Raw genomic sequence first — 13,417 nt, 5'->3', positions numbered from 1 at the left:
ACCGCTACGAACGCGACCCCCGCAACTACCTGGCATTTCTCGGCCTGGCCGCTGCCATCTGCTGCTACAAGCGCCTACTCCGCCTCACCACATAGGACACGGTCTTAGACGGCGTTGTCGTACCGAACCTGAGACCGGTGTTTTCGCTGTTCAGGTATAGGTTTGGTGTTCTCGTGGGAGGGGTGGCTTGTCGTGTTCCTCGTTCCTGGGGAGGTCGTGGATGCCGTCGGTCGTGGGGTTGCTCGAGCAGCGTGAGTTGGGTGCTCGTCGTCGTGTGGACGAGCTGCGGGAGGAGACCGATCCCGTCCAGGCCGAGCTGGCCGTGGCCGAGTGGGAATGGAAGGAGCGGGTCATCGCCCGCTCGCGGGTCGGCGAGGTGCTGGGTCCGGTGGACGTAACCGCAGATCACGCACGGACCGAACCGGCGAGGCTGGCGGAGGAGGCATCGTCTGCCTCGGCGGCAGCGCAGCCGAAGGCGCAGGTTCTGGTGTGGGGCGAGGGGCGAGTGGCTGGACGCCTCGGTGCCGTCGGCGGACTACCAGCGGCATCCTGCAGGCCCTCACGGACCGCCATCGCCTCCATCAAGGGCTTCTGAGCTGCCAGGAGATGGCCGTCGTGTTCGGCCTGGACGCGGTCCCGGCGAAGGTGGAGGCGTTGCGGTCGAAGGCGAAGCGCCTGGTCGCGCGGGGCTGGCTGGCCGAGCGGCAGCCGGGCCGGTTCACGCTCTCGTGGAACGTGAGCGGGCAAGGCGGAGGGTCATGATCATCGTCTCGGTGCTGGTCGTGGATCGTTCGAAGTCGCGGACGAGGCGGCGGCTTCGCATCAGGTGGGCGAAGAGCCGTTCGACGATCCACCGCTTGGGCAGCACCACGAAGCCGCGCGTGTCGTCGCTGCGTTTGACGATCGCCAGGACCAGGGCGAACGCGGTCAGGCAGTGCTCGACGAGGCTGCCGGTGTAGCAGCCGTCGGCCCAGACGAGTTCCAACTGGTGTTGGGCGCCGGCCACCTGGGCGAGCAGTGTCTTCGCGGCGGCGCGGTCGCCGGTGTCCGCCGCGGTGACCATGACGCCCAGCAGCAGGCCGAGGGTGTCGACCACGACGTGCCGCTCGCGGTCGTTGATCAGCTTGCCGCCGTCGAAGCCGCGGCTGTCCGTGCCGACGACGGCGTCGGCCTTGACGGACTGCGAGTCGGGCACACGCCCGACTCCGATCACCCGTGGAACGAGCCTTCGCCCGCCTCAAGGCCTGGCGGATCTTCCGCAGAGCCCGCGTCAGCCCCAACACTCTCACGTCAATGACCAAGGCCTTCCTCACCCTGGAGAAGCAACGCTGAAGAAGCTCACTGATACCGAATCCCGCGGCGAGCTGCCGGAGGGTGTCGTTCTTGCGTAGGTACACGAGTGCGACCGGAGCGCGCCGGGATGGTGACAGCTTGCACCTGCGGTCACCCTCGCGGGTGACGATGAGCATCGTGACCGCCTCCATCAGGGCATGCGGGACGTCAAGTACGGCACGATAAGGAACCAACGAGGCCCCCGAGTTGAAGAGCAGTGGACGTCAGACTACCGCTCAACAACCCGACGGCCTCGCCCGTTACGCCACCCCGACGTCACCCGATCAGTGGCAAACCTGAACAAGCTCAGTAATTCCCCTGGTGCGGCATCCAGAGGAGCGAGTGGCCCCTATATGATGTTACAGATCGGTGGCTTCTTCCTTGCCGGCTTCTTTCCGGAGGTCTGCAGCTCTTCCTGCTCCATGTTCTTGCGCATGCCGTCGATCACGATCTTCCTCAAGCGAGGATCCTGGATTTTCTTGATTCTTTCAAACCTCTCCTTTCCTAGGTAGCCTGCAACGTCCAAATTATCCTCTCCAGGGAACCAGAAATTCGGGTCCTTGTTGTCCAGGAGAATACGGGAGAATGATCCATGCGTGAGCCGCATGCCTCGCTGCTCGAGCCAGCCCCTGGTGGTCTCGTTCATCAGGAGGGCGCGGATCGTGTTTTCGTCCTGAGCAAGAAAAATGGCGGCGAGGGTATTCTTTCCCCTGGCCTGTATGAGATCGACGATAGCCTGCTCTATTTCTGCCACCGGAACCGCACCTTTAGGCATGGAGCGTCGCATCAGTGCATCGACCTGGAACGGCATCGCAGATTCGTCGTAATAGCCCGGATTCGCCCGAGCTGAAGCGTCGAGCTCCCCCAGCTCCGCATAGGCTGACTCCTGGACGTAGTTCGCATCCATTCCAGTATTAACTGACGCTCCAAACCTCCCGCCGACCTCTCGCAGCTCGACTGCGAGACAAGCGGCCCAATGGATCCGATCGTAACCAGGCATCGATTCTACAATTTCTGCCAGCGTGGTTTCGCGCTCAGGTATGAACTGGTGATAGTTTTCATTTTCCGTGATACGTGTGATCTCAATGTCACCCAAACTGTGGGCGGGCCTAATGGTGAAATTCCAGCAATACCCTTCGGCGCACTCCTGGAGGAATGTCGGAATTTCACCGTCCGGGATATCTTGCAAACTTTCCCCGTAAATTCCTCGGAAAGTCAGGGACGGCGAATCTAGCGCTTCCGGAAGGAGTGATTCAATATCCTTTCCCTTGCTGTCACTCAGAAGGTGGAGGAAGTCTTGATAGAATCGAACCTCTAGTCCTGGCGGAAGCTTCACTCGGGCCGGATGCGTCATGGGATCGAGGGACGAGTGTCCACTCACGATAAGGTCGGGCATGTTCCACCTCAGCTGTGCCATCGGTTTCAGCGATGCATCAACCTTTCACCCGTCGACACATCGCGTACGGGGCCTTCAGGCAGTCGTCGGTGCAGACCTAGGGGCAGAGTCGGCATCTCGTAGTTGCGTGGAGGGGGCGATCTTGCAGTCGTACTCGGTGAGCGTCCTGCAGATCGGCTCGACGCCGCCGAAGCGGCCCTTGAACTCGTCGACGAACGTTACGAGTGCGTGTGTGGCCGGTCGAGCTCGGCCGCGAAGAAGGACGCCGCCGCCTTCAGGATGTCGCTCGCCCGGCGGAGGTCGGCGTTCTCCTTCTTCGGCCGCTTCAGTTCCGCCGACTCCTCGCTCGTCACGCCGGGCCGGTTGCCGGAGACGACCTGGTCCTGCCGGACCCACTTGTGCAGTGTCTCGGTCGTCCCGATCCCCAGCTTGGCGGCGACGGCCTTCGTCGCCGACCACTCGGTGTCGTAGTCCGGTCACTGCTGGTCAGGCCGTCCCGCTCGCCGGCGTCGATCTCGGCCTGCTTGACCCAGTCCCGGACCACGGTCTCCGTCGGACCCAGGTGGTGATGAGTCGGAAATGACCGGGCGCCCGGTCTGGGGGCTACTGGTCAACTGAGCGGATCGAGCGTGATGCGGACCTCACGCGGGTTCGGGTCCTTCAGCGTCGAGTCGTAGCCGGCGACATCGTCGAATGCAAAGGCGTAGGCCTTTCCATCCGTCATCTGCTCATGCACTGCACGGGCGTACAGGTTGGCCGCCGGATCCTTGTAGAAGGACGTGGCGTCCTTCGTGGGCTGCACCGGGTCGGTTAGGAGAGTCGTACGGTTGAAGCCGGCGCAAAGAGTTCGAGAGATCGGTCCGCGCACTTCGTCGTTCGGTGCGTCCAAGCTCTTGTGGCAGCCGTACACGCTGTCCGCATCCGGCTTCTGAAACGAAGTGACCTGTTTCCCGCTTTCATCGGTAAACTTCAGCGAACCGTCGGAGACCTGTCCGAAGTATTTTATCTCCGGATTATCGACGAATGGAATCACTGTCAGTTTAGAGGTGCTGTACTTTTCCCAGACTTTATCGATATACTGTTCCATTGGTGCGGTGGAGAACTTCCCCAAGTCGATGGCATGGCTGGGATTCAGGGCCCGGAGGACTGTTCCGTCAGAAGCAGTCTGAATGAGTCCAGGCCAGTCGCCGGACATTTTCTTGAGCTGGCCGAAGAATGACGGGTAGCCGCCCGGTTTTAGCTGCCCGGCTTGAGCGGAGGTTCCGTCCGAATGCTTGATGCCGACCGTGTAGGGGGCGGAAAACATGTCGACCTGAGTGCTGTTGATGTACAACCCTGCATTATCGTTCGTGTACTCGGACCAGTTGAACAGAGTGTTCTTGTTCGGATCGGCAGGGTTCCCTAGATCCGGCTGGACCAGCCCGTCTTCGGTCAGCTTGAAATCAAGCTTCTTGCCGTACGATACGTATATTCTTCCCGAGAATTTCGGCATTTTCACTGTCAGGGATTTTCCGTCGGCAGGTCCGGCGATAGAAGAATCCGGAGCTTCGATCGGTGGTGTCTGTCCAACAGGCCAGGAATGAAAGGTGCCGTTTTCGTCGGCCCATCCCTGCTGACCGGTGGGCAGGTACGTTCCTATGTCATAGATATACATCTTATCGCGGCCTGAATTGTTGGACACCACAAGAGGAAGAGTGCCTGATTGTTCCGCCCAGGCTGCGCTGGCGCCCGCCAGTGGAACGATCGAAGCTGCAATCGAGGCAGCACCGATGAACGCAGCAGCTTTCCGGATGGTTTGCACAAGAGCCTCTTTCTGTGTGAACTGCAAAGCCGTCTGATCGGTACGCTACGCAACGCAACGTCCGCACATCTCGCCGGAAAGGCCGTAGGGCAGTAAAGGTTGGCCAAAATATCCGGCATCTGCGGACTTTCTTATTTGTCTGTTAGGGGCGCCTTAACCATCTCTGCTGCTATGGCGGGCGTACATGGATCTCATACACACAGGTCGGCCGCTGTGTAGTCAGGGCTGCGCAAGGATCTACGGGTGTAGGCCCTGTGTGATGTCGTGATCAGATTCTGGCTTCTGCTCTCTTTGCGGGGTGGAACCCGGTAGGACTGTGGTCGTGACGCGTAGGCAACTCACCCATGCCCAGTGCAAGTTCATCGAGCCGTACTTGCCGATCGGCGAGTACGGCCCGTACCCGGAGCGGTTACGGGAGCAGTTCGAGGGTGTGATCTGGCGGTTTCGCTCCAGTGGTCAGTGAGCGTTTTCAGTCTGGGCTTGACCCGAGGACTCTCTGGGGGCCTGACCTGCAGAGACGCTGAAGGCGTGTCACCCGTGGGTGGGCTCGTTGAAAGAGCTCAGTGGCGGGAGATGCCTGCCGAGTTCGGGCCCTGGGCCACCGTCTATTGGCGTTGCAGGGTCTGGCGGAACGCCGCGGTGTTCTCTGCTCTGCTGGAAGGCCTCATGGCCGAGGGAGCCCGCGCCGGACAGACGGACTTGTCGCTGGTCAGCGTGGACTCGACCACGGTCCGCGCCCACCACGACGCCGCAGGGCTCCGCGTCAGCAAGCACCTCATGGACGCCCTGGAAGAAGCCGTGCAGTCTCGCGTCTGCCCCAGGTGCGGGAGGTCGGCGGCGTCATCGAGAAGCCGGCTTCGTCGCTGAGTAGGCCCGGGGGGCGGTGCCGGGATTGCTCCCGGTCCGTTTCCCCGGACCTCTCGCCGAACCCGCCGTTCCTATTAGAGGGCGTCAAGAGATGATTTACGCTGGTAATCGCGTCTCATGACCGCCGGACTTGAGGTGTTTGCGCCGTAAGCGCGTCCCTGCGTCCGTCGAGTCACAGACGAGCCCACCCGTTTACTCCGCTCCTCGCGCATGAAGTACGTCTGATTCGAAGATGGGGCAGAAACGCCCAGTAGCGGCAGAACAGCGCCGTCCGGCGCGTCCATCATCACGCTGCGACGTGATCCAGCGGAAGCCTTACCCCAGCGACTTGTCCGACGCCCGATGGGCCCTGATCGAGCCGACACTGACGGCCTGGCGGAAAGCCAGGCTCGACCGCCGGCCCACCGGCCAGCCGCCCAAAGTCGAGCTCCGCGACGTCTTCGACGCGATTCTCTACGTCAACCGTACCGGAATCCCCTGGAAATACCTCCAGCACGACTTCCCGGGCCACGGCAACGTCTACTTCTACTACGCCGCCTGGCGCGACGAAGGAATCTTCGCCCGGCTCAACTACGACCTCACCGGCCTGGCCCGCGTGAAGGAAGGACGCAAGCCCGAACCCACCGCCTCCGTCCTCGACACCCAGAGCATCAAGACCTCCACCAACGTGCCTGTGACCAGCCAGGGAACGGACGCGGCCAAGAAGATCGTGGGCCGGAAGCGGGGCATTCTGACCGACACCATCGGCCTGATCCTCGCCGTGACCGTCACCGCCGCACCTCAACGTCGGTGACCGTCAGGCCGTCCACGCCAGGAGTACGGGCTCCCCGGCTTCCGGCGACCCGGTCGAACGCCACGATCAGCGTCGCCGGATCGTGCACGAGGTTGAACAGATCATCGAACCGGCGGCCAGGATCGGCCGCCGCCCAACGGTGAAGCTTGGCCTGCATCTCCGATACCCGCTGACGCAGCCCCACCGGGTCCGACTCCAGCAGAGCGCCGCTGTTCAGCGGTGCATCTTTCGGCATTGCAGCGTCCTTCCCTTCTCGATACCGCTGCCGCCCTTCCCCATGTGCTCGGGCTTTCCCCGGCTCGGAGTACTACGGCGGCTCCGCCCCACCCGGCCGGTTCGGCGGTCGATGCGCCTATCCCCACCAGCTGACTGGAGGCCCACAAGAGAGGAGTTGAGACCGGTGGTTCCCGTGTTCACTGTGATTCGCTCGTCGAAGTAGTACTCCAGCCGGACTGTGTCCCTGCGGCATCGCCACGAGTACGCCATAGTCCTTCCCGGACGGCTTCGAAATACCGGCCGAGGAGTTCCCCACCGCCACCAGACGGCAAGTGCGCGCCGCTTCCACCAGGTTCGAGCCGGTGTCATAGTTGAGAGACGTAAAGACGCCGGTTCCTCGCGTACTCCTCTTCGTCCCGCTCGCCGGACCCGCACCATCTGGCAGTACTGGCACGTCCCGGCTTTGTCAGGGCCGCCCCCGCCCTCCCCGGCATCACCCGGATCAGGCTGCCCTCAGCTCCACCTCCCCGCTACGACAGGTCGGCGGTGAAGGTCTCTCACCTCCACACGAATCACAGCGCCTCACGGCGCAACTCGAAGACGATCCAGGCCCCGAGCGCCGCCACGGTGGTTCCAGGTGCGGCCACACCTCCTTCACCCAGCCGGCCACCGCCACCTCGTCACGCTCCACGGCACGACGGGCCGGAACCTGATGGCTCCAGCCGCGCCGGCGCAGCATCTGGGAGATGCCAGACAACGTCATGCTCTTGTGGAACCGTCGACCGATCAGCGCCTTGATCCGCGCGAGTGTCCACCGCTGATCCGGCCAGCCGTGAGCGACCGGGCCCTTGGCCAACTCCTCCTCGAGCACGGCGAACAGCGCATCGTTCAGCTTCGGACGCGACGCCGGGTCACGGGAGCGAAACCGTGTCCCGGCCGGCCTCCCGCCAGGACCGCCGCCACCGCTGCACGGACCGGACGCTGACCCGCAACTCCTTCGCGATCTCCGTGCTGCCCCGCCCATCGGCGAACATCCCGGCCGCTTCCATCCGGACCCGCTCACGGAACGCGTGCCCCTCCGCGGTCAGACCCCCACCCTACGGATACCTCATACATCCGGCATACCGCGACGATCACCAACCGTCAGCCCCTACGACAAGATGACTTCAAGGTCAGTAACCAGAGTTAAGCAACTACTAACGGGATATTAGAGAAATCTTAGAGTCCTGGAAAGAGAGTCAATGGAAATCCTTCTCGGTGGTTACTATTGCACACTCTCTACCCTGGCATTGCCAGTTAATTGCACGGTGCGCGGACACGGCAAGTAGGGTGCTTCAGGCAGGCAGGAAGGCCGGTAACGGGAGCGCGGCCTCCTGTTGTCTAACAGCGCAAAACTACTAACCGTACGGAGAGTTTGAGCATGCGTAGATTTAGGCAGAATGGCCTGGTGGCGGCCGCACTGGGTACGGGGATAGTTGCCCTCAGCCTTCTGGGCGCACAGAGCAGTTCAGCTTTCGGGACCATAAATGGCATGGGGCAAGAGACAGAACATGAGCGAATTACGCGAGCCGCTCTCGCCTGCAAGGCAGGGGAGCAAAACTCTGACAACCATTGCTTCGAGTCAGTTTCCCTCGACAATTTGGCGGGCAAGGCGGGAACTTGGGGGGCTGTAGGATCGCCGGATAGTGACGAGATGTTCGACTCTGCAGCCCATTGTGACAACGCGGACTACCTCGATGTACCGAAATATCCCGCGACTCGTTCAAATGCAACGGCTCAGCTGAAGAAATGTGTATCACATTTGCAGGGGCGGTTTGAGATGGGGGTTTCGCATGCAGGCGGCATGATGGACGCTGATGGGGGGATCCTCCCTAAGGAAGTAGACTTTAAGTCCACATGTACATTCAGTGGAGGATTCAATGGGCGGGCCAAGTGTAATGGCCTTGAAGGTTTCGGCCGTGCGCTGCACGGAGCTCAGGATTTCTATGCGCACAGCAACTGGACCGATGAGGACAACGGCGCTCCTCACACGCCTGCGAATCCGCCTGGTCTCGGGCTGGGTGCTCCCTCTGTGCTTCTAGACATGAAGCGGATCGGAGGGCCTTCAGAAAGTGACGTTCCGCATGACTTCAGCACCGGCTGCTTCGTTGCTGTCGTCGGGTGCTCGTCAAAGCGCGTCGGTCACACGAACCTGAACAAGGACAACGGTCGAATCGATGCGATGACCGGAATTTCCAGCAGCCCGAAAACAGCTCGGGGAAGGATAGGAAACAATTTTGACCGCGCTGTGCAGGGGGCGATCTTGGAAACTCGAAAGCAGTGGAGCGACTTCAGGGATTCTTTGATTTCTGAGTACGGGAGCGAGCGAGGCCGCCTTGCGGCATGTGCCTTCACGCATGACGACCCGCTTGCCTCCTGCCGTCCGACCTACGTTCCGCGTAAGACAGCGGCCTAGAGTCACGAATATGGGGTCTGACCTGACCGGACATGGGTGAGGACGCCTGTATCAACGGCTGTGAGACTCGGGGTGGCCGGTCTGGGATCGGCTGCCAGGGTGGTGTCGGTCGTCCCACCGCGTGGTGACTCTTGTCAACGATGGCCCCAACAGGGTGCCCTCGAGTGGTGAGGTGACCCCTGCGATGTGGACAGACCTGACAATGGATCTTGTTGATCCAGGAAGGTGAAGGTCTACGTGGCACGGCCCTCGAAGTACAGGGTGGAGTTCCGTTCCGACGCGGTGGCTTTGTGGCGGGCGTCGGCCGGGCGGCGGAGGTTCAGGGACGTCGCGGCCGACTTGAACATCAACCCCGAGACGCTGCGGAGCTAGGTGCGGGCCGCTGAGGCGGGGCCCGGGGACGGCGCCGGCAGCAGGCCCGAAGGGATTCAGGAGGAGCTGACCTGGCTGCGGGCGGAGAACGCCCGTCTGGCCAAGGCGGAGAAGGAGTGGCAGCTGGAGCGGGGGATCCTGCGCCGGGCAGTCGCCTATTTCGCGAAGGAGATGCAGTGAGCCTTTTCAGCGGCGGGTCTCCAGGGTGAGGATGGCTCGGGCGATTGACGTGAGGTTGTTGGGACTGAGGCGGGCTTTGCGGAGGATGCGCCAGGTCTTGATGCGGGCCATGGCTCTCTCGACGGGCCGTCGGAGGCGGGAGTGGGCCCGGTTGACGGACTTCTGTTCGAGCGTGAGGTCTTGCGCCGGCTTTCGGCGGTGGGGCACCGCGGTGATGTCGCCGGCTCCCTGGTAGGCCTTGTCGGCCAGGACGGGGATGCCCAGGCGGACGCTGGTGGCGATGAGCCGGTGCCGACGGGCTGCGGTCAGATCACTGAACGCAGCGATCTACCGAACCGTCATCGTCCGGATGCAATCCCATCAGCCCACGATCGACTACGTCGCCCGCCGCACCACCGAAGGAAAGACCAAACGCGAGATCCTCCGCTGCCTGAAGCGCTACGTCATCCGCGAGGTCTACCACCTGCTCCGACCAGCCCCACACACATCCCAAACGGCCATTTGACAGCTATAGGAGCGTCAACGCGATGGCCGAGAGCCTGGGGCAGAGCCTGAAGCGCGAGGCCGGAAGACAGTTCACGACCATGGCCCTGGCCCGGCTCGAGGTCTTCCGGGGGCTCACCTACTACAACACTCGCCGACGTCACAGCTCGACCGGCTACCTCACCCCGCTGGAGTTCGAACGCCAGCAACGCAACCCGGCTAAACTCTCCCTCGCGGCATGAAACCCCTGTGTCCACGCTCCGGGGGTCACCTCAGTGGTCGTTAAGTCCGTTTCTGGTAGCGGCCTCGTCCGGGTTGGGTGAGGAAGTCTTGGCGGGTGAGTCGTCCGAGGCGGCTGCGGGTGATGTTGACGGATGCTTCGTCGGTGGGCATGTCGAGGAGTTCGTGCAGCTCGGGGGCCCGGAACGCCTGGTCGGGGTGGTGGTTGAAGGCGTCGACGATGGTCTGGTAGGCGGTGCTCGACTCGGGCGGATTGGGTTCGGTGCCGGCAGGTGCGAGTTCGGTGATGATCTTGCGGGTGGTGGCGAGGTCCGCGAGGCGAGCTTCGGTCTCGGTGAGGGCGGCGGTGAACTGCGCGATCTGACGGCGGAGTTCGTCTGCCCGGGCCGTGGCCTCGTTCTCCCGGAGATGAAGGTCCACCAGGAGGTCGGTGATGTTCATGCGGCCAGCCCGATGGTGTCGCGCCAGGCCGGCGTGGGCGTGGTGAGGCGCCGAGCCATGTTGGCGGTGGAGGCCCAGTAGACGCGTGCGGTGGAGGTGTCGGGCCGGTGGTCGTACTCACGGGTCAGACGCCGGTGGAGCATCAGCGTGCCGTTCGTCTGCTCGACCACCCACCGCTTGGGTTGCGGGACGAACCCTTTGCCCTGGTCAGCGGGGTTGCGGCGGACGACCTCGACGCCGATGTCCAGCAGTGCGCCGTGAACGATGACCGCTTCCTTGAAGCCTTGGTCGACCAGGGCTTTCTCCAGGCGCATTCCGCACCGCTCGGCGGCTGGTCGAGCAGGGCGATGCCGGCGGCGTTGTCGTGCGCCGAGGCAGACATGACGACAACGCCGATGATCAGCCCCAGCACGTCGACGGCCAGTCCCCGCTTGCGTCCCGAGACCTTCTTGTTCGCGTCCAGCCCCGTCGTGGTCCTGGGGACACCCGCCGCAGCGCGGACGGACTGGGTGTCGATGATCACGAGGGACGGGTCCTCTAATCGGCGGGCTCTCTCCCGCACCTGGCAGCGCAGGAGCTCCTGAATCCGCTGGTCAAGCCCGTCCTCGCGCCACAACCTGAAGTAGTAGAACACCGCCGACCAGGCCGGCAGGTCATGCGGCAGCATGCGCCACTGACAACCCGTCCGGTTCTGATAGAAGATCGCGTTCACGACCTCCCTCAGGTCACAGGACCCGGGATCCCCGGTATCCGACCGCGCCACCCGGCCCTGTTTCCAGGCCGTGATCATCGGCTCGATCAACGCCCACTGCCCATCCGACAAATCGCTGAGATACGGCTCTCTCATCACGCCCCGCATCTCAGCATGGACATGCCCATCGAGCAGCCCGGACCACGATCAGTACCACGATCGAGCGATCACGAACGAAGAGAAGTCGGACTTAACGACCACTCAGAACATCATTGAGCCAACACGACAGCAGAGTCTCACCCATCCACCCCCCCCCACACCCACTGAACTTACGCAAAGATCAGTAGCAGGCGATGTCCGCGACGAAGTTGGGGCGGCCCGGCGGTACTGCCCCCATGTATGGGCACCGGGCCTCGCACGTGCACGCCATTTCGGCACGGGCTGGGGCTGACTATAGCCGCCCTTCCATTGCAGCCGGATCACAGCCGACCGGGCGAGCGAGGGCTTCTCGCGCTGGGTCGGCCGGGCCCGGGATGGCGGCTCTGCCCCCGGCGGCGGAGGCCTGTGGAACGGCTGCCCTATGGGCTGGCCCGGAATCCTTGCCTTTCCCTGCCGTCCGACCGGAAGCTGGACACCCGCCTGGATGGGGCACATGGAATGCCCTGGCCTGCTGTCCGGCCTCGAGTCGCTTGCACGGTTCCCTTGGAGAGTCATATGTACTTGCAGAAATACGTTGAGTCCGGAAAGCATCCGCAGGAGACGTACTACGTGGATGATCGGTTTCTGATCGCGGCCTTCGCCGAGTGGATCGTGACCTCGTACGAACTCGCGGTCGACATCAGCCGGATCGACTTCGAGGCGGGGGAGAAGGAGGTCGACGACGCGGTCCGGGAGATCGCCTGCCTGACCCCCGATCTCGCGCCCTACGCCGAGGACACTGAGAGTGACATCTTCGAGACCGGCATTCAGGCTCTCTTCCGGCTGTTCCTGGAGTCGCTCTCGGCCGCACGGCACTCGGGAAGCTTCCAGAAAGGATCTGTATCCGAGATCGCGGCCCGCCGGGACAAGCGGAACCGCCCTCCCGAGCTGAAGAAGCAGGACCTCAGGGACTTCCTACGAAGCGAGGGCACCATCCGAGGTGCCCGGGAGCTGAACAGCAGGTCCCTGCGGCGCCTCTGGGAGAGCAAGGGGAAGGCAGAGTCCGTCGCCTACCTCCAAACTCCCTATATCTCAATGGTGATCGATGGGCAGGTGGAGGCGACGAAGAAGATTGCCGATACGGTCCCGGAGGACATCGTCGCCACCGGTAAGATCACCTGCGTCCGTCGAGGCCTCGTCGGGAAGCCGTACCTGGTCATCACGGGCTCGGTGGACCTGGCCGAGTTCAAGAAGTTCACCGAGCCCGATGTGGCGAGGCACCTCGCCATCAAGGACCGGAAGGATGAGCTGAACGTAGCGCTGGCCCACAAAGCCAAGCGGGCCGAGCGGTCGGCCAAGGAGTACGAGCGGCTGGTCGGGTCTAAGGACGCCTCTGAGAGGGCCGTGCCGTGGGATCAGGAGAAGATCGCGGCGCTCAAGCGCTACCAACATGACTACGGTATCGCCGGCGAGGCCGGGGACGCTACCGGGCCTCCGGCAGCCGATAAGTTCCCGGACACCGCTTACTGGTATGCGGGAAGGATCTCCAGCATGGCGGGGAAGGCGACTTCTGCGGAGAAGCAGGAGGTATCTGGGCTTGCTGAGGTCTCCGCATTCGTCAGCAAGGCAAAGATCGCCGGAATCTACGCCGTGAAGGGACGGAGCGGCAAGCAGACCAAGCGGCCTGTCGAATACTGCTTCGTCGTCACCTTCGTCGAAGGCGTGTCCACCGTGATCTACCTCGATCGGCAGGGGAAGGAGCGCAGGATGGAACTCGACCGCTTCACGGCGGCCAACCCCATGGAGCTCACGCCCGGACAGCTGACGATCGAGACCTGGGCCGTGCGGTAGGCCGACGGGGCAGGGGCGCCGGAGCCCCACGGTGGCCGGCTCACGCCGAGGAACAGTCGCCGGGCCTTACTGACCTCAGCTCGTCAGGGTGATTCGTTGCGAAGTGGCTGAGGGGCTTGGCTCAGTGGCTGTATCCCATGGTGTGTGAGATATGCGGATGG

11 protein-coding genes and 8 pseudogenes are annotated in these 13,417 nt (G+C 63.0%); 9 read left to right on the top strand and 10 right to left on the bottom strand.

Features of this window, described 5'->3' with window-relative positions:
• A pseudogene (locus tag ACZ50K_RS37210) lies at positions 1-95 on the top strand (IS5/IS1182 family transposase); the annotation flags it as partial.
• Positions 96-220: 125 nt separating this feature from the next.
• A pseudogene (locus tag ACZ50K_RS37205) lies at positions 221-762 on the top strand (hypothetical protein).
• Here ACZ50K_RS37205 and ACZ50K_RS37200 read toward each other — a convergent pair.
• Positions 719-1,195, bottom strand: a complete 477-nt coding sequence (locus ACZ50K_RS37200; RefSeq protein ID WP_468911805.1) for a transposase — start codon at positions 1,193-1,195, stop codon at positions 719-721. The pseudogene ACZ50K_RS37205 and the gene ACZ50K_RS37200 overlap by 44 nt on opposite strands.
• Before the next feature lie 2 nt (positions 1,196-1,197).
• Between ACZ50K_RS37200 and ACZ50K_RS37195 the strand changes: the two are divergent.
• Positions 1,198-1,332 (top strand): annotated as a pseudogene (locus ACZ50K_RS37195) (IS5/IS1182 family transposase); the annotation flags it as partial.
• A 17-nt stretch (positions 1,333-1,349) separates the two neighbouring features.
• Here ACZ50K_RS37195 and ACZ50K_RS37190 read toward each other — a convergent pair.
• The 4 genes and pseudogenes from ACZ50K_RS37190 to ACZ50K_RS37175 form a co-directional block, all read right to left on the bottom strand.
• Positions 1,350-1,469 (bottom strand): annotated as a pseudogene (locus ACZ50K_RS37190) (transposase family protein); the annotation flags it as partial.
• Between the two features lie 212 nt (positions 1,470-1,681).
• Entirely contained in the window at positions 1,682-2,749 is a 1,068-nt protein-coding gene (locus tag ACZ50K_RS37185) for a putative adhesin (RefSeq protein WP_468911804.1), read from the bottom strand.
• A 197-nt stretch (positions 2,750-2,946) separates the two neighbouring features.
• On the bottom strand, positions 2,947-3,081 hold the full coding sequence (locus ACZ50K_RS37180) for a hypothetical protein (RefSeq protein ID WP_468911803.1): 135 nt from the start codon (positions 3,079-3,081) through the stop codon (positions 2,947-2,949).
• Positions 3,082-3,338: 257 nt separating this feature from the next.
• Complete coding sequence (locus ACZ50K_RS37175) at positions 3,339-4,556, bottom strand: beta-1,3-glucanase family protein (protein ID WP_468911800.1); 1,218 nt, start codon at positions 4,554-4,556, stop codon at positions 3,339-3,341.
• A 534-nt stretch (positions 4,557-5,090) separates the two neighbouring features.
• On the opposite strand from ACZ50K_RS37175, the pseudogene ACZ50K_RS37170 reads away from it, so the two are divergent.
• Together ACZ50K_RS37170 and ACZ50K_RS37165 are read left to right on the top strand one after the other, a co-directional pair.
• Positions 5,091-5,378, top strand: a pseudogene (locus tag ACZ50K_RS37170) (hypothetical protein); the annotation flags it as partial.
• 316 nt (positions 5,379-5,694) lie between these two features.
• Positions 5,695-6,174: pseudogene (locus ACZ50K_RS37165) on the top strand (transposase); the annotation flags it as partial.
• Here the strand turns inward: ACZ50K_RS37165 and ACZ50K_RS37160 are convergent.
• Together ACZ50K_RS37160 and ACZ50K_RS37155 are read right to left on the bottom strand one after the other, a co-directional pair.
• Positions 6,164-6,424 (bottom strand): hypothetical protein, encoded by a 261-nt coding sequence (locus ACZ50K_RS37160; RefSeq protein WP_468911797.1) that lies wholly within the window; start codon positions 6,422-6,424, stop codon positions 6,164-6,166. The pseudogene ACZ50K_RS37165 and the gene ACZ50K_RS37160 overlap by 11 nt on opposite strands.
• 576 nt (positions 6,425-7,000) lie before the next feature.
• Positions 7,001-7,493 (bottom strand): annotated as a pseudogene (locus tag ACZ50K_RS37155) (winged helix-turn-helix domain-containing protein); the annotation flags it as partial.
• A gap of 359 nt (positions 7,494-7,852) precedes the next feature.
• On the opposite strand from ACZ50K_RS37155, the gene ACZ50K_RS37150 reads away from it, so the two are divergent.
• Together ACZ50K_RS37150 and ACZ50K_RS37145 are read left to right on the top strand one after the other, a co-directional pair.
• The gene (locus ACZ50K_RS37150) at positions 7,853-8,860 is read left to right on the top strand and encodes a CinY protein (protein ID WP_468911794.1); all 1,008 of its coding nucleotides are present in this window, start codon (positions 7,853-7,855) and stop codon (positions 8,858-8,860) included.
• A gap of 372 nt (positions 8,861-9,232) precedes the next feature.
• Positions 9,233-9,412, top strand: a complete 180-nt coding sequence (locus tag ACZ50K_RS37145) for a hypothetical protein (protein ID WP_468911791.1) — start codon at positions 9,233-9,235, stop codon at positions 9,410-9,412.
• Between the two features lie 6 nt (positions 9,413-9,418).
• On the opposite strand, the gene ACZ50K_RS37140 is transcribed toward ACZ50K_RS37145, so the two are convergent.
• Positions 9,419-9,721, bottom strand: a complete 303-nt coding sequence (locus ACZ50K_RS37140) for a transposase family protein (protein ID WP_468911807.1) — start codon at positions 9,719-9,721, stop codon at positions 9,419-9,421.
• A gap of 218 nt (positions 9,722-9,939) precedes the next feature.
• Here ACZ50K_RS37140 and ACZ50K_RS37135 point away from each other — a divergent pair, with 218 nt between their 5' ends.
• Positions 9,940-10,137, top strand: coding sequence for an integrase core domain-containing protein (locus ACZ50K_RS37135; RefSeq protein WP_468911789.1), 198 nt, complete (start codon positions 9,940-9,942; stop codon positions 10,135-10,137).
• A gap of 40 nt (positions 10,138-10,177) precedes the next feature.
• On the opposite strand, the gene ACZ50K_RS37130 is transcribed toward ACZ50K_RS37135, so the two are convergent.
• Both ACZ50K_RS37130 and ACZ50K_RS37125 read right to left on the bottom strand, forming a co-directional pair.
• A complete protein-coding gene (locus ACZ50K_RS37130; protein ID WP_468911787.1) occupies positions 10,178-10,576 on the bottom strand; it encodes a hypothetical protein in 399 nt (132 codons plus the stop codon).
• A pseudogene (locus ACZ50K_RS37125) lies at positions 10,573-11,426 on the bottom strand (IS5 family transposase). Before ACZ50K_RS37125 ends, ACZ50K_RS37130 begins: the two are co-directional and overlap by 4 nt.
• A 555-nt stretch (positions 11,427-11,981) precedes the next feature.
• Between ACZ50K_RS37125 and ACZ50K_RS37120 the strand changes: the two are divergent.
• Positions 11,982-13,256 carry a hypothetical protein gene (locus ACZ50K_RS37120; protein WP_468911784.1) on the top strand — a complete coding sequence of 425 codons (1,275 nt, stop codon included), beginning with the start codon at positions 11,982-11,984 and terminating at the stop codon, positions 13,254-13,256.
• Positions 13,257-13,417 lie beyond the last annotated feature (161 nt).

It is taken from the genome of Streptomyces sp. NPDC033845 (assembly GCF_055576225.1).
This window is presented reverse-complemented; position numbering and strand designations above follow the sequence as displayed.